The sequence below is a fragment of the Streptomyces sp. SCUT-3 genome (genome assembly GCF_014083985.1).
GTDB lineage: Bacteria > Actinomycetota > Actinomycetes > Streptomycetales > Streptomycetaceae > Streptomyces_H > Streptomyces_H thermolineatus.
Window position 1 is genome coordinate 398,792 of the sequence record NZ_CP046907.1, and the last position, 25,620, is coordinate 424,411.

A 25,620-nucleotide genomic window follows, 5' to 3' on the forward strand; every position below is an offset into this window, starting at 1 on the left:
CCGCGGATCCGGCCGGCATCACGCGGCCGGGCCCGAGGACGAAGCCGCAGCCGGCGGCCTTCGACGCGACCCGCGCGTTCGGCCGGGCGGGGGGGCGCCGACGCCCGCGGCGAAGGCGCACTCCCGTGCCGCGGCCCCGGGATCCGGCCCGGGGCCGCGGCGGGCGCACGACCCGCCCGCGCACCGCCACACGTTGTATCGTGTGACATTTCATGGGCGGTGGCGGTCGGCCCCGTCGTGCGGAGGGCTTTCCGGCGCCCGTGCCGAACGCGCGGGCCCCGGCCGTTCCCGTGTGCCGCGCGGGCGGCGCACGGGGTCGCTCAGAAGCTGAAACCCGCCGGGTAGGGGTCCGACGGATCGAGCAGGTACTGCGCGGTACCGGTGATCCAGGCGCGGCCGGTGACGGACGGCAGGACGGCCGGCCGGCCGCCGACCGTCGTCTCCCCCAGGATCCGTCCGACGAACCGGGAGCCGATGAACGACTCGTTGACGAAGTCCCGGCCGACCGGCAGCTGCCCGCGTGCGTGCAGCTGCGCCATCCGGGCGCTGGTGCCCGTGCCGCAGGGCGACCGGTCGAACCACCCGGGGTGGATCGCCATGGCGTGCCGGGAGTGCTCCGCGGTCGACCCGGGGGCCTCCAGGTAGACGTGGTGGCACACGTCGATCTCCGGGTTCTCCGGGTGCACAACCGGGTTCTGCGTGTTGATCGCGTCCATGACGGCCAGTCCGGCGTCGAGCAGCCGCTGCTTCTCCGCCCGGTCGAAGGGGATGCCGAGGTCCTCGGTCCGGACGAAGGCGTAGAAGTTGCCGCCGTAGGCGATGTCGTACCGCACCTCCCCGTACCCGGGGACGTCGACGACCTGGTCGAGCGCGTGGCAGTACGACGCGACGTTCTCCAGGGTCACCGACTCGGCGCGGCCGTCGCGGACCCGCACCCGGGCCGTGACCAGTCCCGCCGGCGTGTCGAGCCGCACCAGGGTCTCCGGCTCGACGGCCTCGACCATTCCGGTCTCGACGAGGACCGTGGCGACGCCGATGGTCCCGTGCCCGCACATCGGCAGGCAGCCGGAGACCTCGATGAAGAGCACGCCGAAGTCGGCGTCCGGCCGGGTCGGGGGCTGCAGGACGGCCCCCGACATCGACGCGTGCCCGCGCGGCTCGCACATCAGCAGGGTGCGCAGGTGGTCGCGTTCCGCGAGGAACCGCTGCCGCCTCTCGAACATCGTCGCCCCGGGGAGGACGCCCACGCCCCCCGTGATCACGCGGGTCGGCATCCCCTCGGTGTGCGAGTCGACGGCGTGGTAACAGACGGTCGAGCGCATCGTCACTTCACCCCGGCGTCGACGAGGGCCTGGGTGGCGGCGCGCACGACGGCCTCCGTCTCCGGGTCGAGCGGCTGACGCGGCGGGCGGCAGGCGCCGCCGCGGCGGCCGATCATCTCCTGGCCGAGCTTGATGGCCTGGACGAACTCCGTCTTGCTGTCCCACCGCAGGACCGGGTGCAGTTGGCGGTAGAGCGGCAGCGCCGTCTCCAGGTCACCGGCGACCGACGCGTTGTACAGCGCGAGGCAGGCCTCGGGGAACACCTGCGGGTAACCGGCGACCCAGCCCTTGGCGCCGGCGAGGCCGACCTCCAGGAGGGTGTCGTCGGTGCCGATCATGAGGTCGAGCCCGGGCGCGAGCTCGGAGATCTCGTAGCAGCGCCGCACGTCGCCGGAGAACTCCTTGACGCCGACGACGAACCCCTCGGCGTGCAGCTTGGCCAGCAGTTCCGGGCGCAGGTCGACCTTGGTGTCGACGGGGTTGTTGTACGCGGTGACGGGCAGGCCGACCGAGGCCACCAGCTCGAAGTGCTGGAGGACCGCGCGGTCGTCGGCACGGTAGGCGTTGGGCGGCAGGCACATGACGGCCTGGCAGCCCGCGTCCTTGGCGAACTGGGCGTGCCGCTTGGCCTCGAGACCGCCGTATGCGCCGACGCCCGGCATCACCGTGAACCCCTCGGGGGCGTTCGCGACGGCCGTCTCGACGACGCGGTCGCGCTCCTCGTGCGTCAGCGTCTGGTACTCGCCCAGCGACCCGTTGGGCGCGACGCCGTGCAGGCCCTGCTCGGCGAGCCAGGCGACGTTCTCCCCGTAGGCGCCGAAGTCGATCGTGAAGTCGTCGTCGAACGGCAGGCCGGTCGCGACGATGACGCCGTGCCAGGGCTTGCGGATTTCAGTCATGAGCACTCCTTGTCGGTCTTCACTGTCGGTCTTCACTGTGGTCCGCCGGTTCCGGCGGCTGTTCGTCCAGGTCGGCGAGCGCACCGAGGGTGACGGGCGTCGCGACGAGTCGTTCCGCGGGCACGTAGGCCCGCTCCCGTGCCACGAGGCAGTGCACGGCAGGCCCGCACATCCGCCCCTGGCACCAGCCCATACCGGCCCGGGTCAACTGCTTGACCTGCCGGTGGTCGTGTGCGCCGCCGTCGGCGCAGGCGGCGCGGACCGCTCCCGCGGTCACCTCCTCGCAACGGCACACGACGGTGTCGTCGGTCAGCCACGAGGACCACGCCGGGGGGATCGGGTGGGCCAGGCCCATCGCCCGGGCGAAGGCGCGCTGCCGGTCCACCGCGGCGCGCACCGCGGCCGTGCGGGCCGTGCGGGCCGTGCGCCTCCTCCCCGGCGCGGGCGCCGCGCCGGAATCGGCGAGCACCGACTCCCCGGCGAGGCGTCCCTCGGCGGCGGCGAGTGCCGCCCCGCCCACGCCGCACGCCTCGCCCGCGGCGTAGAGGCCGGGGACGGTGGTGCGCTGCCCGGCGTCGACGGCGACGACCGCGTTGCCGTCCGCCGAGTCCGCGAGTTCGCAGCCGAGGGGGAGGAACAGGTCGAGCTGCGGTGCGAAGCCCCAGCCGACGCCGACGGCGTCGACCTCGACCCGGCGCTCCGTGCCCGGGCGCGGGCTGCCGTCGGGGGCCAGCGAGGCGATCCGGACCGACGTCACCCGGTCGTCCCCCTCGGCGGCGACGATCGCCGTGCGCGGGCGGACCCGGACGCGGTGGCGCACGAGCGCGGCGGCGTACCCGGCGCCCTCGGCCCACTTGCCCGGGTTGCGCAGCAGCGCGCCCGGGTGCCGCAGCCACGCCCGCGGGTCGGCCGCCTCGCACACCGCGACCACCTCCACCCCGCGCGCCGCGAGGCCGGCGGCCACCGGCAGCAGGAACGGGCCGGTGCCGCCCAGCGCCACGCGGCTCCCGGCCGCGACCCCGCCGCCCTTGAGCAGGGCCTGGAGGCCGCCGACGGTGAGCACTCCCGGCAGGTCCCAGCCGGGGAACGGCAGTTGCCGGTCGTGGGCCCCGGTCGCCACGAGGAGCCCGGGGGCGCGCAGGACCACGGCGGTCTCCCGCGGCGCCTCCCGCCGGTCGACCGCGTGGACCGCGAATCCGCCGTCCTCCCGGACGGCGGACCACACGTGGTGCGCCGTCCGCAGGTCGAGCCGTCCCGCCGCCCTGCCCTCCTCCAGCGCCGCGCACAGGGCGCGGTACTCGCGCAGTCCGTGGTGCAGGTCCTCGGTCGGGATCGCCGCCCGGGCGTGCTCCGGCGGGTGCCGCCAGTACTGGCCGCCGACGGCGGTGCCGGAGTCCACCAGGGCCACGCGCAGCCCCCCGGCCAGGGCCGTGACCGCGGCGGCCGCTCCGGCCGGTCCCGCGCCCACGACGACGAGGTCCGCCGGCTCACTCATCGCCGCCCTCCCCGGTCGTGACGGTCGTAGCGGTCGTGACGGTCGCTCCCGGACGCGACGGCACCAGGCAGGCGCGCTGCCCGCCGACCCCGTCGATCGTCACGAGGCAGTCGAAGCAGACGCCGATGCCGCAGAAGACTCCGCGCGGGCGGCGCCCGGTGCGGGTGGTGCGCCAGGCGACCCGGCCCGCGGCGACGAGGGCCGCGGCGACGGTCTGTCCCTCGACGAACGGCAGGGGCTCGCCGTCGACGGTGATCTCGTTCACTCGGGTGCACCTCCAAGGGTGAGGAAGCGGTCGGGCAGAAGGGCGGTGTGCGCGGCCGGATCGGCGCCGCGCCACGGACGGCCGAGCAGGTGGGCCGTCACGAGCGCGCCGGTCGCGGGGGCGAGGCCGATGCCCGCCCCCTCGTGGCCGCACGCGTGGACGACCCCCGGCACCCGCGGGTCGGGGCCGACGACCGGCAGGTGGTCCGGGCAGTACGGCCGGAAGCCGCGGTAGGCGCGGATCAGGTGGACTCCGCGCAGGAAGGGGAACAGCGCGCACGCCTGCGCGGCGAGCCTGGCGACCACGGCGGTGTTCATCGCCCGGTCGAAGCCGACGCGCTCCCGGCTGGCACCGATGAGGATCGTGCCGCCGCGCGTGCCCTCCACGACGCACGAGGTCTCCAGTCCGGCGTCGGACGAGGCGACGTTCGCGACGTAGTCGGCCGAGTAGACCTTGTGCCGGACCATCGGCGGCAGCGGTTCGGTCACCAGGACGAAGCCGCGGCGCGGAAGCACCTCGACGGGCGCTCCGAGCCGGCGGCCGACCTCGCCGCCCCAGGTCCCGGCGGCGTTGACCACGGCGTCGGCGGGCAGGACGTCGCCGGACGCCGTCCGGACGCCGGTGATCCGGCCGTCCCGGCCGGTCACCGCGCCGGTGACCTCGCCGGTGACCTCGCCCGTGCGGAAGCGCGCGCCGCGCCGCACGGCGGCGCGCAGCAGCGCGGCCGCCGCCAGGACCGGCTGCACCTGGGCGTCCTGCGGGTAGTGGACGCCGCCGGGGATCCCGGGCGCCAGGTGGGGTTCGAGGTCCCGCACTCGGTCGACCGGCTCGGTGCGGACGCCGGCCGCCTCCTGCCGCGCGGCGAACTCCCGGAGCGCCGCGAGGCCCTCGGGGCTGCTCGCGACGACCAGGCCGCCCTTGGACTCGAGTTCGAAGGAGTCGGGCCCGAGCTCCTCCCCCGCCTCGTCCCACAGCGTGCGGCTCAACCGCGCCAGGTCGAGTTCGGGGCCGGGTTCCTTGTCGGAGAGGAGGATGTTGCCCTCCCCTCGACTTGTCGTGCCGGCTCCGACGGGTCCGCGGTCGACGACCGTGACGTCCATGCCCGCCGAGGCGGCGTGGAAGGCGCACGCGGCGCCGACGACGCCCGCTCCCACGACGACGACCTTCGAAGTCACCGGCTCCCCCTCTGTGAAATGTCACATGCCATTACTTAGGCTATACACCCGAGGGGTCCTGGGACAACGCCGAGTCCGGCGTGACATCGTTGAGACCTGAACGAAGGTGGAACTCTGTGAACCTGACCGGAAACTCGATCGTGGCCGGCCGTGACGTCCCCGGTACGGGCGAGGCGTGGCGCGGCGTCGCGGCGGCGACGGGCGAGCCCATGGGCCCGAACCTGCGGGACGCCTCACCGGACCACGTGGCGCGGGCGGCGGAACTGGCCGCCGCGGCCGCACGCGACTACCGCACCCTGCCCGCGCACCGGCGGGCCGCGTTCCTCGACGCCTGCGCGGAGGAGATCGAGGCCCTGGGCGACGACCTCCTGCGGCTCGCCGCGAGCGAGTCCGGCCTCCCGCTCGACCGCCTGACCGGTGAACGCGGGCGCACGTGCGGGCAGTTGCGCATGTTCGCCGCCCTCGTCCGGAGCGGGGACGCGCTCGGTGTCCGCGTCGACCCCGCGCTCCCCGGGCGCCGGCCGCTGCCCCGGGCGGACCTGCGTCTGCGCAAGGTGCCCGTCGGCCCCGTGGCCGTCTTCGGCGCGAGCAACTTCCCGCTGGCCTTCTCCGTCGCCGGCGGCGACACCGCGTCCGCGCTCGCCGCGGGCTGTCCCGTCGTCGCCAAGGCGCACCCGGCCCACCCGGGCACGTGCGAGCTCGTCGCCCGCGCCCTCACCGCCGCCGCCGGGCGCACCGGCATGCCCGCCGGCGTCTTCTCGCTGCTCGTCGGCCGCGGCACCGAGGTGGGGCTGGCGCTGGTGCGCGACCCGCGGATCGCGGCCGTCGGGTTCACCGGTTCCCGGGCCGGCGGGCTCGCCCTGGTAGAGGCGGCGAACTCCCGGCCCGTGCCCGTTCCCGTCCACGCCGAGATGTCGGCGGTCAACCCGGTGATCGTCCTCGACGGCGCCCTGTCCGACCCCGTGCCGCTCGCCACCGCGTACGTGGGGTCGCTGACCAACGGCGCGGGCCAGTTCTGCACGAACCCGGGCCTGCTGCTGCTGCCGTCGGGCGACGCGGGCGACGCCTTCCTCGCGGCCGCGGCCCGGGCCGTGGCGGAGGCGACGGGACAGGTCATGCTCACCCCGGGCATCGCGAGGGCCTGCGTCGAGGGAGTGGCGCGGTGGGCGGCCACCGGGGGCGTCTCGGTGGTGGCGCAGGGCGCGCCCGGCGACGGCCCGTACGCGCCGGCCCCCGTGCTCCTCGAGTGCGACGCGTCGACCTACACGGCCCACGAGGACCTGACCGGAGAGGTGTTCGGCGCCGCCGGGCTCGTCGTGCGGTGGTCCGGGACCGACGAGCTCGTCGCCCTGCTCGAACGCGTCGAGGGGCAGCTGACGGCCACCCTGCACGGGACGGACGCCGACCTGGCGACGGCCGGGCGGATCCTGCCGGTGCTGGAGGAGCGGGCGGGGCGCATCCTGTGGGGCGGCTGGCCGACGGGGGTCGAGGTCTGCCACGCCGTGGTGCACGGCGGCCCGTGGCCCGCCACGTCCTCGCCCGGCACGACCAGCGTCGGGACCCTGGCGGTCGAGCGCTGGCTCCGGCCCGTCTCCTACCAGTCGTTCCCCGACGCCCTCCTGCCCGAGGAACTGCGCACGGACAACCCCCTGGGCGTCACCCGGCTCGTCGACGGCGTGCTCGAACCGCGGCCGAGGTAGCGCCACCGCCGCGCCCTCCCCGGGAGCCGCGGCGGTCCCCGCCCCGTGGGCGGCCGGCGCAGGGCCCCGAGGGGCCCGCGGACGGAGGGCACCGGTCACGGCGGACCGGTGCCCTCCGCCGTTCCCGGCCGCGGGAGGCCGGCCCGGTCCCTGCGTGCCCGGCTGCCGTTTCGCGCCCCCGGGCGGTACGCGGCCGGCGGGCACGGGAGCGCCGGCGGGACACTCTCCCGGAACGAAGGAGGACTACGTTGTCCGTCACGACTCCCGACCCGGCCGAGGCCCGGGCGAACCGGCCCCTGCAGCCGGGCGGAAGGAAGAGCTCACCGGTGTACGCGGCCCTGGACATCGGCGGGACGAAGATCGCGGGGGCCCTGGTCGACGAGGGGGGATCCGTCGTGCGGCGCGCCGAACTGCCCACACCGGCACGCGAGTCCGCCTCACGGCTGGCCGGGACCGTGCATGCGGTGATCGACGAACTGGCCGCAGGCCCCGCCTGGGCCGCGGTGCGCGGTCTGGGGATCGCCAGCGCGGGCCCCGTCGACACGGCGGCGGGCACGGTGAGCCCCGTGAACATCCCGAACTGGCGCGCGTTCCCGCTGGTGGAGAACGTGCGCGCACACCCGGCGCTGTCCGGCGGCATCGAGCCGGTGCTGCTGGGCGACGCCGTGGCGGTGGCGGCCGCCGAGCACTGGCGCGGTGCCGCGCAGGGGGTCGGCAACGCACTGTGCATGGTCGTCTCGACCGGGGTGGGCGGCGGGTTCGTCCTGAACGGCCGGCTGCACCCGGGCCCCTCGGGCAACGCCGGGCACATCGGCCACGTCACCGTCGACATGGACGGCCCGCCCTGCCCGTGCGGCGCACGGGGATGCCTCGAGGGGTACGCCAGCGGCACCGCGATCGCCCGCTGCGCCGTACAGGCGGGCTGGACGCCTCCGCCCGGTACGGAACCGACGGCCGCCGCCGTCGCCGCCGCGGCACGCGAGGGCGACGGACGCGCCGTGGCCGCCTACGACCGGTCCGCCCGGGCGCTGGCCGCCGCGATCGCCGGGAGCGCCACGCTGCTGGAGATCGAGGTGGCCGTCATCGGCGGAGGCGTCGCCCAGGCCGGTGACGTCCTGTTCGTCCCTCTGCGCCGCCACCTGAGGACCTTCGCGACCCTCGGCTTCACCCGCGGGCTGGAGGTGCGGCCCGCCGCGCTGGCGCGGGACGCCGGGCTCGTCGGCGCGGCCGCCGAAGCACGCCGGCGGGACCGCGCGTCCGGCGTCCCGCCCGCCGTCCGGTGAGGAGCACGGGGGCCCCCGCCGGCCCGTCGAGGACGGCTCGACCGGTCGGTGCCGGGCGGCGCCGGTCGGTGCCGGTCGGTGCCGGTCGGTGCCGGTCGGTGCCGGTCGGCGGGCCGCCTTCGGACGGGAGGCGGCGCAACGGACGGTTGACGCCCCGACGGTTGACGCCCCGGAAGGTGCGCGCCCGGGGGCAGGGCGTGACGGGGCCGGTGATCCTGCCGATGCGTACGGCCGCGGGGCGGGGCCACGATGCGGGCTGTCGTCGAACGGCGACTCCCCTGCGACCTTGGAGAAGACTCCGTGACGTCTCTGCCCTCCTCCGCCCCCGGACAGCGCCGCGCCGGCTCCCGCGTCGGTCGCTCCGCCACCGAACTGGCCGTGGCCCTCGCCCTGGTCGGCGGCATCACCGGCGCCGGCGCCGCCACCGCCGACGCCGCGGAGAACCCCTACGAGCGCGGCCCCGCCCCGACCGTCTCCAGCATCGAGGCCCTGCGCGGCCCGTACTCGGTCGCCGACACCAGCGTCTCCTCCCTGGTCAGCGGTTTCGGCGGCGGCACGATCTACTACCCGACCAGCACCGCCGACGGCACCTTCGGCGCCGTGGTCGTCTCCCCCGGCTACACCGCCTACCAGTCCAGCATCGCCTGGCTCGGCCCGCGCCTGGCCTCCCAGGGCTTCGTCGTCTTCACCATCGACACCAACACCACGCTGGACCAGCCGGCCAGCCGCGGCGACCAACTGCTGGCCGCCGCGGACTACCTGACCGGGCAGAGCTCCGTCCGCAGCCGGATCGACCGCAACCGGGTCGCCGTCATGGGCCACTCCATGGGCGGCGGCGGCAGCCTGGAAGCGGCCAAGGACCGGCCGAGCCTGAAGGCCGCGATCCCGCTCACCCCCTGGAATCTCGACAAGACCTGGCCCGAGGTGACCGTTCCCACCCTCGTCGTCGGCGCCGAGAACGACTCCGTCGCCCCCGTCGCCACGCACTCCGAGCCGTTCTACCAGAACCTGCCGGCCACGCTGGACAAGGCGTACCTGGAGCTGAACAACGCGAACCACTTCGCGCCCAACAGCAACAACACCACGATCGCGAAGTACAGCATTTCCTGGCTGAAGCGCTTCGTGGACGACGACACCCGCTACGAGCAGTTCCTGTGCCCCGCGCCGAGCCCCGACTACTACATCGAGGAGTACCGGGACACCTGCCCGCACTCCTGAGCCGGGCGGCCTCCGCGTCGTCCCCCGCGGCACGCCCGGGACGGAGCGCGACGCCGCCGGCGGCGGCCGCCTTGCACGGCGGCCGGCGTCGGCGGCGCCGCCGTACGCGTGCGCGGGGGCGTGCGCGGGGGCGGGGGCGGGGGCGGGGACAGTGGCGGGGACGGGGCGCGCGTCCGCCCGGGGCCGGGGCGGGCATCGGCGGCACGGGTGAACATCGGTGTGACCCGGCGTCACCGGGGGCAACGGTCAGTAACGACCTCGGACACCGCCGGACGGCACCCCCGCCGCCCGGTGTCCCCCGACCTCGCACACAGGGAGACCCGACATGGCCGACACTCACCGCACCCCCGCCGGGCCCGCCTCCCGCCGCACCGTGGTGGCGGCCGCAGGAGCGGCGGGGCTGACCGCCGCCCTGGCGGCGTGCGGCGCGACGGAGGAGCCGACGGTGCGGAGCGCCGACCCGGCGGCCCCCGAGCAGCCGCGGGCCGGCCGGGCCCCCGCCCCGGCGAAGTCCCCGGCCGGCGGTGGGACCGGGACGAAACTGGCGAAGACCTCCGACATCCCGGAGGGGGGCGGAAAGATCTTCGAAGACCGGGGCGTGGTCGTCACCCAGCCCGCCGCCGGCCGGTACAAGGCGTTCTCCTCGGCGTGCACCCACCAGGGGTGCGCGGTCACCGACGTGGCGGACGGCACGATCAACTGCGCGTGCCACGGCAGCAGGTTCAGGATCGAGGACGGCAGCGTCTCGGCCGGGCCCGCCACCGAGCCCCTGGAGCCCGCCGGCAAGGTGACGGTGGAGGGCGACTCCGTCGTGATCTCCTGACCGCGGCACGCCCCCGCCGCCGCGGGGCCCAGGCCCCGCCGGGTTCCGGTTGATCCGCCGGGCCCCGGCGCCCGGCGGATCAGCCGGGGCCGCCGGACGTTTCCGCGGCCCTCTCCCCCGCCCGCCGCAGGACGTCCACCACCGCGCGGACCGACGGGCGGCGGTCGGTGTCGGCGCGCCAGACGGCGTAGACGTGACGGCTCATGGGGTGCCGCACCGGCAGCACCCGCACCCCGTCGGGCAGCGGGCCGCGTCCGAGCCGGGGGGCGACCACCACGCCGAGGCCGGCCGCGACCAGGGCGAGCTGGGTGTGGTGCTCGGCCGCCGCGTGCTGGACGCGCGGCTCGATCCCCTTGCTCCGCAGGGTGAACAGCAGCCAGTCGTGGCAGAACTCCCCGGAGGGCCACGAGATCCACTCGTCGTCGGCGAGTTCCTCCAGGGCGACGTCCGCCCGGCCGGCCAGCCGGTGGTCCGCGGGGACGACCACGTCGGCCGGGTCGTCCAGCAGCGGCGCCTTGGCCAGGTCCCCGGGCAGCGCGAGCGGACGGTTGTACCAGTCCAGGACGACGGCCACGTCCAGGTCGCCGCGCTGGAGCCGGGTGAGCGCCTCCTCCGGTTCCGTCTCGCGCAGGCGGGGCCGCAACTGCGGATGCTCCCGGCGCAGTTCGACCAGCACCTGCGGGAGGAGCCCGCGCGCGGCCGTGGGGAAGACGCCCATGACGACCTCCCCGACGGCGGCGCCGCGGTGCGCCTCCAGGTCGGAGTGCGCCAGTTCCACCTGGGAGAGGATGCGCGCGGCGTGGCCGGCCAGCAGCCGCCCGGCGTCGGTGAGCCGTACCCCGCGCCCGTTCCTGGCCAGGAGTTGCTGACCGGTCTCCCGCTCGAGCTTGCCCATCTGCTGCGAGACCGCGGAGGTCGTCACGTGCAGGACGTCGGCCGCGGCGCCGACCGAGCCGTGGACGGCGATCGCGTGCAGGGTCCGCAGGCGCTCCAGGTTCATCACCTAAGCGATGCTACGCGTTCACCGACATGTTTTCTCACTTGTCCTAAGAGATCCGGGGCGTCAGAGTTGCCCCCATGACCGCACCCGCCGCACCCGGAGGCGCAGTTCCCGCTCCGGCCTCCCCCTCCTCGCCCGCCCCGCTCCGGCCATCGCCGGTCCGGCGGTGGCCGTCTCCCCGCCCGCGCCGCGCCGGGGCAGGGCGCTCGACTGGCGGATCTCCTTCGCCGCGCTCTCGCTGATCTGGGGCTTCAGCTTCCTGCTGATCAAGGTCGGCGGGGAGGGATTCGCCCCGCTGCAGGTGACGCTGGGCCGGCTGGCCCTGGGCACCGCGGTCCTGGTCGCGGCGCTCGTGCTCAGGCGGGAGAGGTTCCCCAGGGGGCTGCGCACCTGGGGGCACCTGGCCGTCGCCGCCTTCCTGCTGAACTCCCTGCCGTTCTCGCTGTTCGCCTACGCCGAGGAGACCATCCCCTCGATGCTGGCGGGCATCTGCAACTCCACCACGCCGCTGTTCAGCATGGTGCTGTCGCTGGTCGCCCTGTCCGAGGACCGGCCGACCCGCCGCCGCGCGGCCGGCCTCGGCCTGGGCTTCGCCGGCGTACTGACCGTGCTCGGCGCCTGGCAGGGCTTCTCCGGACACGACGCGGCGGGCACGGTGATGGCGCTGGCCGCGTCCCTCAGCTACGCCGTCGGCTGGATCTACGTACGGCGCTTCCTCAGCGGCACCGGTCACTCCAGTCTGTCGATGTCGTCCGCCCAGTTGACCCTCGGCACCCTCCAGCTCGCCCTGGTGACGCCGCTGTTCACCTCCGTGCCCGACAGCTTCCCGCTGCTGCCGGTCCTCGCGGTGGTCGCCCTGGGCGCACTGGGCACCGGCCTGGCGTTCCTTCTGCAGTACGGGATCGTCGCGGAGGCCGGGCCGACGGTCGCCACGATGGTCACCTACCTGATCCCGGTGGTGGCGACGGCGGCCGGCGTGCTGCTCCTCGGCGAACCGCTGGGCTGGAACGAACCGGTGGGCGCCGTGATCGTCCTGATCGGTGCCGCGCTCGCCCAGTCCCGTCCCAGGCCTGCTCCCCCGAAGTCCTCCTGACGCCCCGCCGGCCCGCCGGCCCGGCCCGGACCGGAGCGCCCCCGGCCCGTCGGCCCCCGTCGGTCCCGCCCCGCCCGGCCGGGGCCGACGGGTCAGCCGAACCGGCCGGGCCCGGACGGCCGGACCGCGTCGGCCACCGCGTCCGACAGCGGCTCGACGTCGGCGGCGTCCAGCCCGGAGACCGTCAGGCGCAGGCCCGGCGGCGAGGCCAGCCGGAAGCGCGCCCCCGGGGCCGCCACCCATCCGCCGGCGAGCAGCCGGGTGACCGCACCGGTCTCGTCCGCCACCGGGACCCAGACGTTCATGCCGCTGCGGCCGCGGGCCGCGATCCCGCGGCGGCGCAGGCCGCGCACCAGTGCGTCCCGCCGGGCGGAGTAGGAGGCGGCCACCGCCCGCGGGTCGACCGCGCCGGACTCCCACAGGTGCACCACCGCGGTCTGCAGCAGCCGGCTGACCCAGCCGGGGCCGAGGCGGTGGCGGCCGGACACCCGGTCCACGGTCACCGGGTCGCCGGTGAGCACGGCCAGCCGCAGGTCCGGCCCGTAGGCCTTGGCGGTGGAGCGGACCAGCGCCCAGTGCCGGGTGGCCCCGGCGAGGGGGTGCAGCGGCTGCGCGACGATGTCGTGGCCGTGGTCGTCGTCGATCACCAGCACCTCGGGGTGGCGGGCGAGCACGGCCCGGAGCTCGGCCGCGCGCTCCGGCCCGATCGCCGCGCCCGTCGGGTTCTGGGCCCGGTCGGTGACGATCAGCGCCCGGGCGCCGTCGTCCAGCGCGCGGGCCACGTCCTGCGGCAGCGGCCCGTCGTCGTCCAGCCCGACGGGCACCGGCCGCAACCCGAGCGCCGGGACCAGGTCGAGCAGGCTCCCCCAGCCCGGGTCCTCCACGGCCACCGCGTCCCCGGGGCGCAGGTGCGCGGCGAGCACCCTTTCAATGGCGTCCAGTGCGCCGGAGGTCACGGTGACCTGCCCGGGGGGCACGCCGTCGGCCTCCAGGCGGGCACGGGCGGTCCGGGCCAGGTCCGGGTCGACGGCGGAGCAGCCGTACAGGGCGGGGGCCTCGGCGTGGCGCGCGGCGGCCGCGGCCAGTGCGGCCCCCAGGCCGGGCAGCAGCCGCGGGTCGGGGTTGCCGTCGGCGAGGTTCCGGGCGCCGGGTGGCACCTCGATCCGCACCTGGTCGCGCGCGACGCTGGCGGGGCGGGCCCGCACCCGGGTGCCGCGGCGGCCGGCCGTCTCCACCACGCCCCGGTCCCGCAGCAGGCGGTAGGCGGCGGCCACGGTGTTGGGGTTGACGCCGAGTTCGGCGGCCAGTTCGCGCAGGGGCGGCAGAGCCCGGCCCGGCTCGAGGAGTCCCTCGCCGACCGCGCGTTCGATGTCGGCCGCGATCTCCGATGCGCGCCGACCGGTGAACCGATATCCTTCTAGCACAAAAAGCAGTATGCACTATTACGAAAGAGGTCGCAATGTCCGCCGACACTGCTGCGCCGTACGAGCCCACCGCCCGCACCGTCCCCACCCGCAACGGCCGACGCGCCTCCTACGACCGCGACCTGGTGCACTCGGTCCTCGACGAGGGCTGGGTCTGCCACATGGGCTTCGTCCGCGACGGCGCCCCGGTGGTGCTGCCGACGCTGTACGCCCGGGTCGGCGAGCGGCTGTACGTGCACGGCTCGACCGGATCGCGCCCCCTGCGGGGCGCGAGCGGGGAGCAGGGCCTGCCCGTGTGCCTGACCGTCACCCTGGTCGACGGCATCGTCCTGGCGCGCTCGGCCTTCCACCACTCGGTCAACTACCGCTCGGTGGTCGTGCACGGCACCGCCTTCCGGGTCACCGACCCCGCCGAGCTGGCCGAGGCCCTGGACGCCCTGGTCGACCACTCCGTCCCCGGCCGCAGCCGCGACTGCCGCCCGGCCGACGCCAAGGAGCTGGCCGCCACCGCCGTGATCCGCCTCGACCTGCGCGAGGTCTCCGCCAAGGTCCGTTCCGGCGGCCCCAACGACGAGCCGGAGGATTTGGACCTGCCCCACTGGACCGGTGTCCTGCCCGTCACGACGTCCTACGGCGCCCCCGTCCCCGCGGACGACCTCGACCCCGCCGTCCCCCTGCCCGACTACCTGGCCGCCCGCTGACCCGCGGGGCCGTCGGGACGGCACCGCGGCCGCGGCCGGCTCCACCGCGTCGCCGCCGCAGTACATCAGCTGCGTCCCCGCCCTCAGGTCCGCGGCGGGAAACGCGGTGCCCGGCGGGCCACCGGCGCACCCTCGCCACCGCGACGCCCGGCGGCGGCCCGCAGGTCCCCCTACGCGGCGGCCGCAGCGTCCGCCGCACGGCGCGCCCCGGCGGCCGAACGCGCTTCGGCCAGCCCCAGCGCCGTCACCGAGCCCAACAGCACCGCGGTGCCGACCACGGTCCCCGCGCTCAGGCGCTCGCCCAGCAGGACCACCGCGATCAGGGCCGCCGTCGCCGGCTCGACCAGGGCGATCACCGAGGCCGTCGCGGCCCGCACGACCGTCAGTCCCGCGAAGTACAGCCCGTAGGCGAGCGCTGTCGGTACAGCGGCCATGTAGACCAGCAGCCACAGTGTCTCGGCGGGCCGGCGCACGGACGGGAGGAGCCCCTCCGCGACGGCGAGCGGCAGCAGGCAGACGGATCCGACCACGAAGGACTCCAATGCCGCGCGGTAGGGGTCGGTTCCCGTCCCGCCGCGTCCGGACCGGCGAGTCAGGAGGGTGACGCAGGCGTAGCCCGCGGCGGACACCAGCGCGCAGGCGACGCCCGACGGACGGACGGTCCCGCCGTCCCCGTCCCCCAGGATCAGGACCACCAGCCCGGCCAGGGCGCCCGCGACGGCGAACGCCCCGGACCGGCCGAGGCGCTCCCCCATGGTCAGCCGTGCGCCGGCGGCGACGAGCAGCGGGCCGGAGCCGAGGGTGACGACGGTGGCCACGGCCAGACCGGTCTCCACGACCGCCGCGAAGTAGGCGGTCTGGAAGATCGCCAGTCCGAGGCCGACCGCGAGCACGTGCGGCCACCTGCGGCGGTAGGGGGTGACGGAACCCCGCGGCCGCGGACCGCGGCCCGCGGCGAACGCCAGCAGCAGCACGGCGCCCCCGGCGCACCGCCAGAAGGACAGTGCCACCGGCCCGGCGTCACTGGTGCGGGCCAGCAGGGCTGCCGCCGCGCCCGCGGTGCCCCAGGCCGTGGCGGCGACGGTTACGCAGATCAGACCCCGGGCTGCGGACAGGGTCGTCGAAGGTACGGATACGGACACGAGTGTTCTCCCGCGAAGGTGGAGGAGCGGTCGCCGACGATCCGGTTGCGGGCAGCGACGACGTGCTCGGGGCGCGGACCGCGCCCCGGGCCGAGTCCTTCGGGGTCTCGCCGCCCGCGCTACGCGGGAGGCGGCAGAACAGTCGAATGCATGGTCGGCACCCTAGGCCCCCCGGGCCCGGCGGACAACTGCCTCGGGCGCCGCGGGTCCCGCGGGCGAGCGGCTCGGAGAGCCGGGTGCGACGCGTTTCCCGGGCGCGGTGCCGCGCGGCGGCTCAGGCGCGGCCGGGACGCTCCGCCCGCGGCTCGCCCCCGACGGCCGCCCCGGCCTCCGCCCTCCCCGCGTCCTCGGGGAGCGGCTCCACTGTCGGGGCCGTTCCCGGGACGGCGGTCTGCGCGACGGCCGCGCCCGCGAGCACCAGCACGCCGCCCACGACCTGGGGCGCCGACAGGTGCTCCCCCAGGAGGACCCAGGCCAGCACCGTGGCGATCACCGCCTCCAGGCAGGCGACCACCGCCGCCACCTGCGGTGAGAGCCGCCGCACCGACAGCACGCCGGTCAGGTAGGCGACCACGGTCGCCACCAGGACCACCCAGGCCACCAGCAGCACGGCCGGCACATTCTTGTCGCCGAGCGCGGCCCGGCCGGCCAGGACCGTCCAGTCCATCTCCCAGGGGCGGGCGACGACGGTGAGCAGCGCCGCACCGACCAGGAGCCCGTGGGCGATCACCGCCGTCGGGTCCACGGCGTCCTCGCCGCGACCGCCGTGGTCGGAGAGCACGAAGTAGCCCACCTGGCAGCCCGCCGCGCCGAGCGCGAACAGCAGGCCGAGCACGTCGAAGGCCAGGCCCGACCAGACCTCGACCACGCAGGCGAGCCCGGCGACGGCGAGGACCACGCCCAGGGCGGCGGACCGGGTGACGTGCCGGCGCTGGACGAAGCGCACCCAGCCGAGCACCAGCGCCGGCGCCAGGTACTCCACGAGCAGGGCCACCCCCACGGGTACGCGGGAGATCGCGGCGAAGTAGAACGCCTGCACGCCGGCGACCGCGAGGAGGCCGAAGCCGGCCAGCAGTCCCGGGTTGCGCAGCAGCGCCCTCCTGTGGCTCACGGCCACCGGGAGCATGACCAGCGCGGCGCCGGCCACCCTGAGCCAGACCACGTGCAGCGGGTCGAGCCCCGCACCGATCAGCGGCTTGGCCGCCACCCCCGAACCGCCGAACGCGAAAGCCGAGGCCAGGGCCAGCGCCAGCCCCGATCCCCTCCCCTGAGTACCGTGCATCGGGCCATCCTCGCACCCCGCCCCGGCGCCCCCGCCGCACACCCCTCGTCCCGCCGCCCGGGGCCGCGGAGGGCGGGGTGCGGACGGCGGGGTGCGCGGGTGTGCGCGGGTGTGCGGCTGCTCAGGGCCAGAGCAGGCCGCGCGTCCAGCCGTCGCCCTCCCGCAGGTAGCGCAGCCGGACGTGGTGGCGGTCGGCGGAGCCCTGCCAGAACTCGATCTCGTCCGCCCGCACCGTGCAGACCGTGTGGTCGGGCGGCACCGCCAGGGGGTCGGCCTCGAGGTGCTCGCGCGCCCTGGCCCGCGCGTGCTCGTACTCGCGGGCCCCGGACAGGGGTGCGCTGGTGCGTCCGGTGAACGCGGCCTCGCGGGAGGCGGGGCTGCGGCCGAGGAAGTCCTCGCGGGCGGTTGGCTGCGGTGCGGTCTCCACCCGTCCCGTCACGCGGACCTGGCGGCCCTGGGCCGGCCAGTACCAGGTGAGCGCGGCCCGGGGGTTGTCCGCCAGTTCCCTGCCCTTGCGGCTGGCCGAGCTGGTGGCGAAGACGAACCCGCAGTCCTCGACGTCGACGTCCCTCAGCAGCAGCACCCGGGCGGAGGGCCGCCCCTGCCGGTCTGCCGTGCTCAGCGTCATCACCTGGGGTTCGCCCGTACCCGCGTCCAGCGCCTCGCCGATCCAGCGGACGAACAGCTCCCCCGGCCTCTCCGGTGCCCGCCCGGTGTCGAACGGGGGCAGCGGCCCCGCCAGCGCGGGCGCCCGCAGCAGACGGCTCCTCAACGACTCGTCGGCTTCCATGCCACGATCCTCACACACCGCCCGGCCCCGCCGGACCGAGCAGTCCACCGGGTGCGGAGCGGCCCTCTCCTGCCGGTGGGCCAACGGCTATATTCGCAGGTCATGAGGATCCGTATCGTCGACGCGTTCACCGACCGCCCCTTCGCCGGCAACCCGGCGGGCGTGGTCCTGCTGGAGGAGGACCGCTTCCCGGACGACGCCTGGCTGCAGCGGGTGGCAGCCGAGGTCAACCTGTCGGAGACCGCCTTCGCCCACCGCGTCCCGCAGGACCCGGAGGCGGACTGGGCCCTGCGCTGGCTCACCCCGTCCACCGAGGTGGACCTGTGCGGGCACGCCACCCTGGCCACCGCCCACGTGCTGCACACCACCGGCGCGGCGACCGGCACCGTCCGCTTCACCACCCGCGGCGGGATCCTCACCGCGACGGCGGAGCCGGACGGCACGATCGCCCTGGACTTCCCCGCCGCCCCGCTGACCGCCGTCGACGTCCCCGGGGACTTGGCGGACGCGCTGGGCGCCGAACCGCTCTCCGCCCACGACACCGGCCCCGTGGTCGGGGACCTGCTGGTCGAACTCGCCGACGAGAGGACCGTGCGCGGTCTCGACCCGGACCTCGCCGCCGTCGCCCGGCTCTCCCACCGGGGCGTCATCGTGACGGCCCGGGCCGGGGAGCCGGGTTGCGGCTACGACTTCGTCTCCCGCTTCTTCGGGCCCGCGGTCGGCGTCCCCGAGGACCCGGTGACCGGCAGCGCCCACACCGCCCTGGCCCCGTTCTGGGCGGCCCGGACGGGCCGCACCGAGGCCGTCGGCCTGCAGGCCTCGGCCCGCACCGGCCTGGTGTCCACGGCGCTGCGCGGCGACCGGGTGCACCTGCGGGGCACGGCGGTGACCGTGGTCGACGGCGAACTGCTCGCCCGGCCCTGACCGCCGCGGGGACGGGACGGCCGGTCGCCCCCTCCCCCGGTCCCGCCCCCTCCCCCGCCTCCGTCCCCGGCGCGTGCGCTCAGGAGGGGACGGGGAGCCAGCCGACCCTCCCCGCCAGCAGTGCGTAGCCGGCGAAGGCGACGACGTCGATGAGGGCGTGGGCCGCCACCAGCGGGCCGACCCGTCCCCAGCGGCGGTACAGCAGGACGAAGACGACGCCCATCGCCATGTTGCCGACCATCCCGCCGACGCCCTGGTAGAGGTGGTAGGTGCCGCGCAGCACGGAGGAGGCCGCCAGCGACCGCCCGGGGCTCCAGCCCAGCATGTCCAGGCGCCGCAGCAGGTAGCCGACGACGATCACCTCCTCGAGCACCGAGTTCTGCACGGCGGAGGCGATCAGCACCGGGAACTTCCACCACACCTCGGGCAGGGCCTCGGGCACCACCGTGAGGTTGAACCCGGCCGCCCGCATGCCGAGGTAGAACAGCAGCCCGGTGCCCCCGACGCCCGCCGCCAGGGCCGCGCCCCGCCTCAGGTCGCCCAGGGGGCGGCGCAGGTCGAAGCCGATCGAGGAGGCCGAGGCTCCCTCGCGCAGCAGCAGGTGCAGGACGAGCGCGACGGGCACCAGCGCGGTGGAGATGCCGAACAGCTGCCAGGCCAGGTCCAGCCAGGGCCGGCCCGGGGCCCGCGACCCGTTGAGGGTGGCGGCCTGGTCGGCGAGCCCGCCGGGTCGGGTGAGCGAGCCGGTGAAGCTGATCAGCGAGGAGACCGCGCTGGCGCCCAGCGAGAGGCCGAGGACCAGCAGGAGTTCGGTGCGCAGCACGCGCCGGCCGGGACCGGCCGCGGGTTCGAGCGTTGGCGTCGTCACAGGAGACACCCTGCCCCACGGTCCCGCGGACCGGGAGCGCGGGGCACGGCGGCGCGGGCCGGGCCGGTCAGGCGGACGGCCAGGCGTGCACGGGCTCCCCGGTCCGCATCAGCTCGCAGTAGCGCCTGGTCATCGCGGCGAGCGCCTCGGTGCGGCCGAGGCCGAGGTCGTCGACCGCGTGGTGGAAGTACGCGCTCTGCCAGGAGGCCCCGTTGGTCCTGCGGCGGCAGCGCTCCTCGATGATGCCGAGGTAGTGGTCGCGGTCGACCGGCTCGACCCCCCAGGAGTCGAGCCCCGCCGCGGCCATCGGCAGCAGGTCGTCGAGGACGAGCCTGACCGCCGGGACCTCGGCGAGCCCGCCGCCGCGGCCGGACCGGGGCCAGCGCAGGACAGTGTCGATGCCGTCCCGGCAGGCGGTGTCGAAGTTGTCGGCCGCGACGGCGAACGGCAGCCTGGCCCACACCGGGCGCTGGGACTCGGCGAGGGTGCGCACCAGGCCGTAGTAGAAGGCGGCGTTGGCGATGACGTCGTCGACGGTGGGCCCGGCGGGCAGCACGCGGTTCTCCACCCGCAGGTGCGGGGCGCCGTCCGCCACGTCGTAGACGGGCCGGTTCCACCGGTAGATCGTGCCGTTGTGCAGGGTCAGTTCCTTCAGCCTCGGCACCCCGCCCTGCCCGATCACCCGCAGCGGGTCCTCTTCGTCGCAGATCGGCAGCAGCGAGGGGAAGTAGCGCACGTTCTCCTCGAACAGGTCCAGGGCGGAGTCGATCCACCGCTCGCCGAACCAGGTCACCGGGCGCACGCCCTGGGCCTCCAGTTCGGGCGGCCGGGTGTCCGTGGCCTGGCCGAACAGCGGCACCCGGGTCTCGCTCCACAGCTCCTTGCCGAACAGGAACGGCGAGTTGGCGCCCAGGGCGACCTGCACCGGGGCGATCACCTGGGCGGCGTTCCACACGGCGGCGAACCGGGCGGGAGTGACCTGCAGGTGCATCTGCATCGAGGTGCAGGCCGCCTCCGGCGCGATGGAGGGCGAGGCGTACACGAGCCTCTCCACGCCGTCGATGTCGAGTGCGATGTTCTCCCCGCGGGCGGCGAGGATCCGTTCGTTGAGCAGGTGGTAGCGGTCCACCCGGGAAAGGTTGGCGGACACCAGGTCGTCCGCCGTGAGCGTGGGGAGAATGCCGACCATCACGATCCGCGCTTCGCACTCCTGCGCCTTGCGGTCGGCATAGGCCAGGCCGATCCTCAGTTCCTCGGCCAGTTGGTCGAAGACCCGCCCCGAGAGCCTGTGCGGGGCGATATTCACTTCGATGTTGAACTGGCCGAGCTCGGTCTGGAAATCCCGGCTCGCGATGCGCTCGAGGACTTCGTGGTTCATCATGCGCGGCATGCCGGAGGAATCCGCCAGATTCAGCTCGATCTCCAGGCCCATGAGATTGCGCGGCCGGTCGAAGCTCTTCTCCTCCAGCATCCTCTCCAGCCCGGCGAGGCAGAGTTGCAACTTGCGCCGGTAGCGCTGCCGGTCGGAAAGATCGAAGCCTGTGGCGGCGACCTTCTCCCCCATGGAAGCGTCCCTCCTCGCGTGGACCGTGCCCGGATGATGCCCGGCCCGTGAGATCGATAACGCCCCGCATCTGCCCCGAACGGGGTACTGTCACACCAGGAGGCTTCCGGCACATTCCCCGGGCACGCACGCCGCCCCCGGAACCGCGGGAATATCCCGGAGGAAAATCACCGGTTGGAACCAGCCGGGCGGCTTCCTGGGAAAACGGCGGCCCCGGGCCCCCGGAACCGCCGGGCACCTGGGGAAACCCTCTCCGGAGCAAAGTCCGGTTTCCTGCTTGTACGACACGGCGCGTGTCGCTAGACGAAACACCCCGGGAACACACGTCGTATAGGATTCGGCGCACCCGGCGGAAATCCGCTTGGACTCCGGCGCCAGTGGGCAGTACCTGTCCTGCACCCCGTGCCGCGTGATGCCGACAGCGACGTCCGCACCCGCACCACCCCGCAATTCCGCACGTCTGGGCTCCTACGCGAGAGGCGACCCGTCATGCCGCTGCATGTCCCCGTAGCACCCGCATCCGCACTGCACAGTGTCCGTACGGCGCTGGGCTCGTCGGCCGGCGCACCGGAACACGCACTTCCCGTCCACGTCCTGCACCTGGGCACCGCCCGGGGCGGGCTGCCGCACGCCGAGCGCACCGGATGGCAGTTCCTCGTCCGCGACGGCGAGCGCGTCGTCGCGGCGGAGACCGTCCGCTCCGCCGACGGCTGGGCGTTCTCGCACGTCAGTGAGGGCCCCTTCGTGTCCTCCACCGTGCGCGCCCTGCGCCAGGCCGAGGCCCTGGCCGGCCAGTACGAGCCGCGGGTGCTGTCGGTCCCCGGGCTGTACATGGTGGCGCTGTGGCTGCACAGCGACGCCGCGGGGGACGACACCGCCCCGGGCGAGGCCGACCTGCTGGTCCCCCTCGCCCCTGCCCCGCCCGGCATCGCCGCGCACCGCCCGCACCGGGTGGCCGACCTGATCCCGGTGCTCAGCCTGCGGTTCGCCCCGGCCCCCTCCGGGCCCCTGCTCACCACCCCCGCGTAGGGCCCGCACCGGCCCCGTCCGGCCGCTGCGGGCCGGCCCCGCGGCGGCCCCGCCTCGCGCGGCGGCCCGCGGCGCACGGATACGCCCCTCCCACCGTCCGGCGGGAGGGGCGCGCAATGCGTTCCGGGCCCCCCGCCGGCCCGTTCCGGCCCCCCGGGGACCACCCGGGCGGGCGGTGCGCCGACGGGCAGCCACCCACACGGGTGACGCGTTCTGGCTCCACGAGGAGAGCTCACCGGAAATGCCTGCGGAAACGCGGCCGGGAGGCAACACTGGGACCGTTCCAGCTATGGGGGGAGGCGGCCGTGCCGAACGGGTCCGACCGTGCCACAGACCGAAACCAGCGAAAGACGCCCACGCCCATGTGCCAGCACCAGCCACAGTGTCCCACCGCGGAGTCGGCCGACCGGGACGCCGCCCACGTCGTGGTCCGCCATCCCGAGCAGGGCTGGAGCCTGCTGTGCAACGGCGTCCTGCTCTTCGACGACACCGGCGAGCTGCTCCCGGACGGACGGATCATCGCCCCGCACCGCGCGCCCGCCGGCGCCTTCACCGCGGCCTGACGCCCCCGTCCCGGCCCGGTGAGGGGCCGGGACGGGGGTGCCGCCGGTGTCAGGAGTCGTACTCCTCCATCGGGGGGCAGGAGCAGACCAGGTTGCGGTCGCCGTAGGCGCCGTCGATGCGGCGCACCGGGGGCCAGTACTTGTCCGCCGGCGTGACGCCCGCCGGGAAGACCGCCTCCTCGCGGGAGTAGGGGTGGTCCCACTCGGCCGCGCCGATCGTCGCGGCGGTGTGCGGGGCGTTGCGCAGCGGGTTGTCCTCGGCGGTCCACTCCCCCGAGGCGACCCGGTCGATCTCCGCGCGGATGGCGATCATCGCCTCGCAGAAGCGGTCCAGCTCCGCGAGGTCCTCGCTCTCGGTGGGCTCGATCATCAGCGTGCCGGCGACCGGGAACGACATGGTCGGGGCGTGGAAGCCGTAGTCGATCAGCCGCTTGGCCACGTCGTCCACACTGACCCCGGTCGCCTTCGTCAGCGGCCGCAGGTCCACGATGCACTCGTGCGCGACCAGCCCGTTCGGACCGGTGTAGAGCACCGGGTAGTACGGGGCGAGCCGCTTGGCGACGTAGTTGGCGCCGAGCACCGCCACCTGCGTGGCGCGCCGCAGCCCCTCGCCGCCCATCAGGCGCACGTACGCCCAGGAGATCGGCAGGATGCCGGCCGAGCCCCACGGCGCCGCCGAGACCGGACCCACCCCGGTGGCCGGGCCCGCGGTGGGCTGCAGCGGGTGGTTGGGCAGGTAGGGCGCCAGGTGGGCGCGGACCGCGACCGGGCCCACCCCGGGGCCGCCGCCGCCGTGCGGGATGCAGAAGGTCTTGTGCAGGTTCAGGTGGGAGACGTCCGCGCCGAACCTGCCGGGCCGGGCCAGGCCCACCAGGGCGTTGAGGTTGGCCCCGTCGACGTAGACCTGCCCGCCGGCGTCGTGCACCGCGGCGCACACGTCGGTGATGTGCTCCTCGAACACGCCGTGCGTGGACGGGTAGGTGACCATGAGCACGGCGAGCTCGTCGCGGTGCTTGTCGATCTTGGCGTGCAGGTCCTCGAGGTCGACGTCGCCGTTCTCCCCGGTGGCGACCACGACGACCTTCATGCCGGCCATCACGGCGCTGGCCGCGTTGGTGCCGTGCGCCGAGGAGGGGATGAGGCAGACGGTGCGCTGCTCCTGGCCGTTGGCGCGGTGGAAGGCGCGCACCGCGAGCAGGCCCGCGAACTCGCCCTGGGACCCGGCGTTGGGCTGGATGCTGACCTTGTCGTACCCGGTGACCTCGGCGAGCCGCTCCTCCAGCTCGCGCACCAGGGTCAGGTAGCCCTCCGCCTGCTCGACCGGGGCGAAGGGGTGCATCTCCCCGAACTGGGGCCAGGTGATCGGCTCCATCTCGGTGGTGGCGTTGAGCTTCATCGTGCACGAGCCGAGCGGGATCATGCCGCGGTCCAGCGCGTAGTCGCGGTCCGCCAGGCGCCGCAGGTAGCGCAGCATGGCGGTCTCGGAGCGGTGCTGGTGGAAGACCGGGTGGGTCAGGTAGTCGCTCGTGCGCAGCAGCCGCTCGGGCAGCGCGTCGGGGGTGGCCGCGTCCAGCTCGTCGACGTCGGCCTCGACGCCGAAGGCGCCCCAGACGGCCCGGAGGTGCTCGCGGCCGGTGGTCTCGTCGCAGGCGATGCCGACGGTGTCGTCGTCGGTCAGGCGCAGGTTGACGCCGGCCGCGCGGGCCGCCTCGACGACCTGGGCGGCGCGTCCGGGCACCCGGGCCGTCACGGTGTCGAAGAACTCCCCGTGCACGACCTGCACGCCGCCCGCCCGCAGACCGGCGGCCAGGACCGCCGCGTACCGGTGGGTGCGGCGGGCCGTGGCGGCCAGGCCCTGCGGGCCGTGGTAGACGGCGTACATGCCCGCCATGACGGCGAGGAGCACCTGGGCGGTGCAGATGTTGCTGGTGGCCTTCTCCCGGCGGATGTGCTGCTCGCGGGTCTGCAGGGCCAGCCGGTAGGCGCGGGAGCCGTCGGCGTCGACCGAGACGCCGACCAGACGGCCCGGCAGGCTGCGGGCGTACTTGTCGCGCACCGCCATGAACCCGGCGTGCGGGCCGCCGAAGCCCATGGGCACGCCGAAGCGCTGGCTGGAGCCGACGGCGATGTCGGCGCCCAGCTCGCCCGGCGGGGTCAGCAGGGTCAGCGCGAGCAGGTCGGCCGCCATGGTGACGACGGCACCCAGCCCGTGGGCCTGCTCGATCACCGGGGCGAGGTCGCGCACCGCGCCGCCGGCCCCGGGGTACTGCAGGAGGACACCGAAGACGCCCCGGTCCTCCAGCCCCGCGGGGAGGCCCTCGGAGAGGTCGGCGACCAGCACGTCTATGCCCTGCGGTTCCGCCCGGGTGCGCACCACGGCGACGGTCTGCGGCAGGCAGTCGGCGTCGACGACGAAGAGGCCCTGCGAACCGGCGGGCGCCTTCGTGCGGCACACCCGGCGGGACAGCGACATCGCCTCCGCCGCGGCGGTGCCCTCGTCCAGCAGGGAGGCGCCGGAGGTGGGCAGGCCGGTCAGGTCGGCGACGACCGTCTGGAAGTTGATAAGCGCCTCGAGGCGGCCCTGGGAGATCTCCGGCTGGTACGGGGTGTAGGCGGTGTACCAGGCCGGGTTCTCCATCACGTTGCGCAGGATCACCGGCGGGGTGAAGGTGCCGTGGTACCCCAGGCCGATCATCGGCTGGAGGACCTGGTTGCGGTCGGCCAGGGAACGCAGTTCGGCGAGCACCTGCTCCTCGGTGCGCGCCTCGGGCAGGTCCAGGGCGGCGGCGCTCTTGATGGCGTCCGGCACGGCGGCGGCGGTGAGCTCGTCGAGGGAGCCGTAGCCGACCTGCGCCAGCATCTTGGCCCGCGCCGCGTCGTCGGGGCCGATGTGGCGCTGCTCGAACGGCGTGCCGCGCTCCAGCTCGCTCAGGGGAATCCGGTTGGCGGTCATCTGCGAAAGGCCTCCTGGTCGTCGCGACCTTCGAGGGGCACCACGGCGCGGGTGCCCGGACGGCCTCCCCCTCTGTCATCTCAACCTGAGAGTTTCACCGGGCCGCC

At 75.4% G+C, this 25,620-nt stretch carries 22 protein-coding genes; 9 read left to right on the forward strand and 13 right to left on the reverse strand.

From position 1 onward, the window contains the following. Window positions 1-320 precede the first annotated feature (320 nt). The 5 genes from GQS52_RS01845 to GQS52_RS01865 are packed head-to-tail and all read right to left on the reverse strand — an operon-like array spanning window position 321 to window position 5,156. On the reverse strand, window positions 321-1,322 hold the full coding sequence (locus GQS52_RS01845; RefSeq protein ID WP_182311355.1) for a proline racemase family protein: 1,002 nt from the start codon (window positions 1,320-1,322) through the stop codon (window positions 321-323). 2 nt (window positions 1,323-1,324) lie between these two features. After that, a complete protein-coding gene (locus GQS52_RS01850) occupies window positions 1,325-2,221 on the reverse strand; it encodes a dihydrodipicolinate synthase family protein (protein WP_182311356.1) in 897 nt (298 codons plus the stop codon). Between the two features lie 19 nt (window positions 2,222-2,240). Continuing rightward, window positions 2,241-3,716, reverse strand: coding sequence for an NAD(P)/FAD-dependent oxidoreductase (locus tag GQS52_RS01855; RefSeq protein ID WP_182311357.1), 1,476 nt, complete (start codon window positions 3,714-3,716; stop codon window positions 2,241-2,243). Then, on the reverse strand, window positions 3,709-3,981 hold the full coding sequence (locus GQS52_RS01860; protein WP_182311358.1) for a (2Fe-2S)-binding protein: 273 nt from the start codon (window positions 3,979-3,981) through the stop codon (window positions 3,709-3,711). The genes GQS52_RS01855 and GQS52_RS01860 overlap by 8 nt, the downstream gene beginning before the upstream one ends. Beyond that, a complete protein-coding gene (locus GQS52_RS01865) occupies window positions 3,978-5,156 on the reverse strand; it encodes an FAD-dependent oxidoreductase (protein ID WP_182311359.1) in 1,179 nt (392 codons plus the stop codon). Before GQS52_RS01865 ends, GQS52_RS01860 begins: the two co-directional genes overlap by 4 nt. 116 nt (window positions 5,157-5,272) lie before the next feature. Here GQS52_RS01865 and GQS52_RS01870 point away from each other — a divergent pair, with 116 nt between their 5' ends. The 4 genes from GQS52_RS01870 (at window position 5,273) to GQS52_RS01885 (ending at window position 10,180) form a co-directional block, all read left to right on the forward strand. Continuing rightward, entirely contained in the window at window positions 5,273-6,856 is a 1,584-nt protein-coding gene (locus GQS52_RS01870; RefSeq protein WP_182311360.1) for an aldehyde dehydrogenase (NADP(+)), read from the forward strand. Window positions 6,857-7,152: 296 nt separating this feature from the next. Then, a complete protein-coding gene (locus GQS52_RS01875) occupies window positions 7,153-8,139 on the forward strand; it encodes an ROK family protein (RefSeq protein WP_182316152.1) in 987 nt (328 codons plus the stop codon). Window positions 8,140-8,511: 372 nt separating this feature from the next. Next, window positions 8,512-9,357 carry an alpha/beta hydrolase gene (locus tag GQS52_RS01880; RefSeq protein WP_259371017.1) on the forward strand — a complete coding sequence of 282 codons (846 nt, stop codon included), beginning with the start codon at window positions 8,512-8,514 and terminating at the stop codon, window positions 9,355-9,357. A gap of 325 nt (window positions 9,358-9,682) precedes the next feature. Next, a complete protein-coding gene (locus GQS52_RS01885; protein WP_182311362.1) occupies window positions 9,683-10,180 on the forward strand; it encodes a Rieske (2Fe-2S) protein in 498 nt (165 codons plus the stop codon). Between the two features lie 79 nt (window positions 10,181-10,259). Here the strand turns inward: GQS52_RS01885 and GQS52_RS01890 are convergent, their stop codons facing one another. After that, on the reverse strand, window positions 10,260-11,183 hold the full coding sequence (locus GQS52_RS01890) for a LysR family transcriptional regulator (RefSeq protein ID WP_182311363.1): 924 nt from the start codon (window positions 11,181-11,183) through the stop codon (window positions 10,260-10,262). Between the two features lie 163 nt (window positions 11,184-11,346). Between GQS52_RS01890 and GQS52_RS01895 the strand changes: the two genes are divergently transcribed. Next, window positions 11,347-12,273, forward strand: coding sequence for a DMT family transporter (locus tag GQS52_RS01895; protein ID WP_259370512.1), 927 nt, complete (start codon window positions 11,347-11,349; stop codon window positions 12,271-12,273). A gap of 92 nt (window positions 12,274-12,365) precedes the next feature. Here the strand turns inward: GQS52_RS01895 and GQS52_RS01900 are convergent, their stop codons facing one another. Further along, window positions 12,366-13,697, reverse strand: a complete 1,332-nt coding sequence (locus GQS52_RS01900) for an aminotransferase class I/II-fold pyridoxal phosphate-dependent enzyme (protein ID WP_182311365.1) — start codon at window positions 13,695-13,697, stop codon at window positions 12,366-12,368. Window positions 13,698-13,732: 35 nt separating this feature from the next. On the opposite strand from GQS52_RS01900, the gene GQS52_RS01905 reads away from it, so the two are divergent. After that, complete coding sequence (locus tag GQS52_RS01905; protein ID WP_182311366.1) at window positions 13,733-14,398, forward strand: pyridoxamine 5'-phosphate oxidase family protein; 666 nt, start codon at window positions 13,733-13,735, stop codon at window positions 14,396-14,398. Between the two features lie 170 nt (window positions 14,399-14,568). On the opposite strand, the gene GQS52_RS01910 is transcribed toward GQS52_RS01905, so the two are convergent. The 3 genes from GQS52_RS01910 to GQS52_RS01920 all read right to left on the reverse strand — a co-directional run bounded on the left by GQS52_RS01910 (window position 14,569) and on the right by GQS52_RS01920 (window position 17,612). Next, the gene (locus GQS52_RS01910) at window positions 14,569-15,540 is read right to left on the reverse strand and encodes a DMT family transporter (RefSeq protein WP_182311367.1); all 972 of its coding nucleotides are present in this window, start codon (window positions 15,538-15,540) and stop codon (window positions 14,569-14,571) included. 274 nt (window positions 15,541-15,814) lie between these two features. Then, window positions 15,815-16,822 (reverse strand): EamA family transporter, encoded by a 1,008-nt coding sequence (locus GQS52_RS01915; RefSeq protein WP_182311368.1) that lies wholly within the window; start codon window positions 16,820-16,822, stop codon window positions 15,815-15,817. Between the two features lie 121 nt (window positions 16,823-16,943). Continuing rightward, on the reverse strand, window positions 16,944-17,612 hold the full coding sequence (locus GQS52_RS01920) for a pyridoxal 5'-phosphate synthase (protein WP_182311369.1): 669 nt from the start codon (window positions 17,610-17,612) through the stop codon (window positions 16,944-16,946). Between the two features lie 102 nt (window positions 17,613-17,714). On the opposite strand from GQS52_RS01920, the gene GQS52_RS01925 reads away from it, so the two are divergent. Further along, a complete protein-coding gene (locus tag GQS52_RS01925) occupies window positions 17,715-18,536 on the forward strand; it encodes a PhzF family phenazine biosynthesis isomerase (RefSeq protein ID WP_182311370.1) in 822 nt (273 codons plus the stop codon). 79 nt (window positions 18,537-18,615) lie between these two features. Here the strand turns inward: GQS52_RS01925 and GQS52_RS01930 are convergent, their stop codons facing one another. Together GQS52_RS01930 and GQS52_RS01935 are read right to left on the reverse strand one after the other, a co-directional pair. After that, window positions 18,616-19,404: a CPBP family intramembrane glutamic endopeptidase gene (locus GQS52_RS01930; protein WP_259370513.1), complete on the reverse strand. Its 789-nt coding sequence runs from the start codon at window positions 19,402-19,404 to the stop codon at window positions 18,616-18,618. Between the two features lie 67 nt (window positions 19,405-19,471). Continuing rightward, window positions 19,472-20,968, reverse strand: coding sequence for a glutamate-cysteine ligase family protein (locus GQS52_RS01935; protein ID WP_182311372.1), 1,497 nt, complete (start codon window positions 20,966-20,968; stop codon window positions 19,472-19,474). Between the two features lie 489 nt (window positions 20,969-21,457). Here GQS52_RS01935 and GQS52_RS01940 point away from each other — a divergent pair, with 489 nt between their 5' ends. Beyond that, window positions 21,458-21,997 (forward strand): hypothetical protein, encoded by a 540-nt coding sequence (locus tag GQS52_RS01940; RefSeq protein WP_182311373.1) that lies wholly within the window; start codon window positions 21,458-21,460, stop codon window positions 21,995-21,997. Window positions 21,998-22,359: 362 nt separating this feature from the next. Next, window positions 22,360-22,560 carry a DUF5999 family protein gene (locus GQS52_RS01945; protein WP_182311374.1) on the forward strand — a complete coding sequence of 67 codons (201 nt, stop codon included), beginning with the start codon at window positions 22,360-22,362 and terminating at the stop codon, window positions 22,558-22,560. A 49-nt stretch (window positions 22,561-22,609) separates the two neighbouring features. On the opposite strand, the gene gcvP is transcribed toward GQS52_RS01945, so the two are convergent. Next, on the reverse strand, window positions 22,610-25,513 hold the full coding sequence (gcvP, locus tag GQS52_RS01950) for an aminomethyl-transferring glycine dehydrogenase (RefSeq protein ID WP_182311375.1): 2,904 nt from the start codon (window positions 25,511-25,513) through the stop codon (window positions 22,610-22,612). Window positions 25,514-25,620 lie beyond the last annotated feature (107 nt).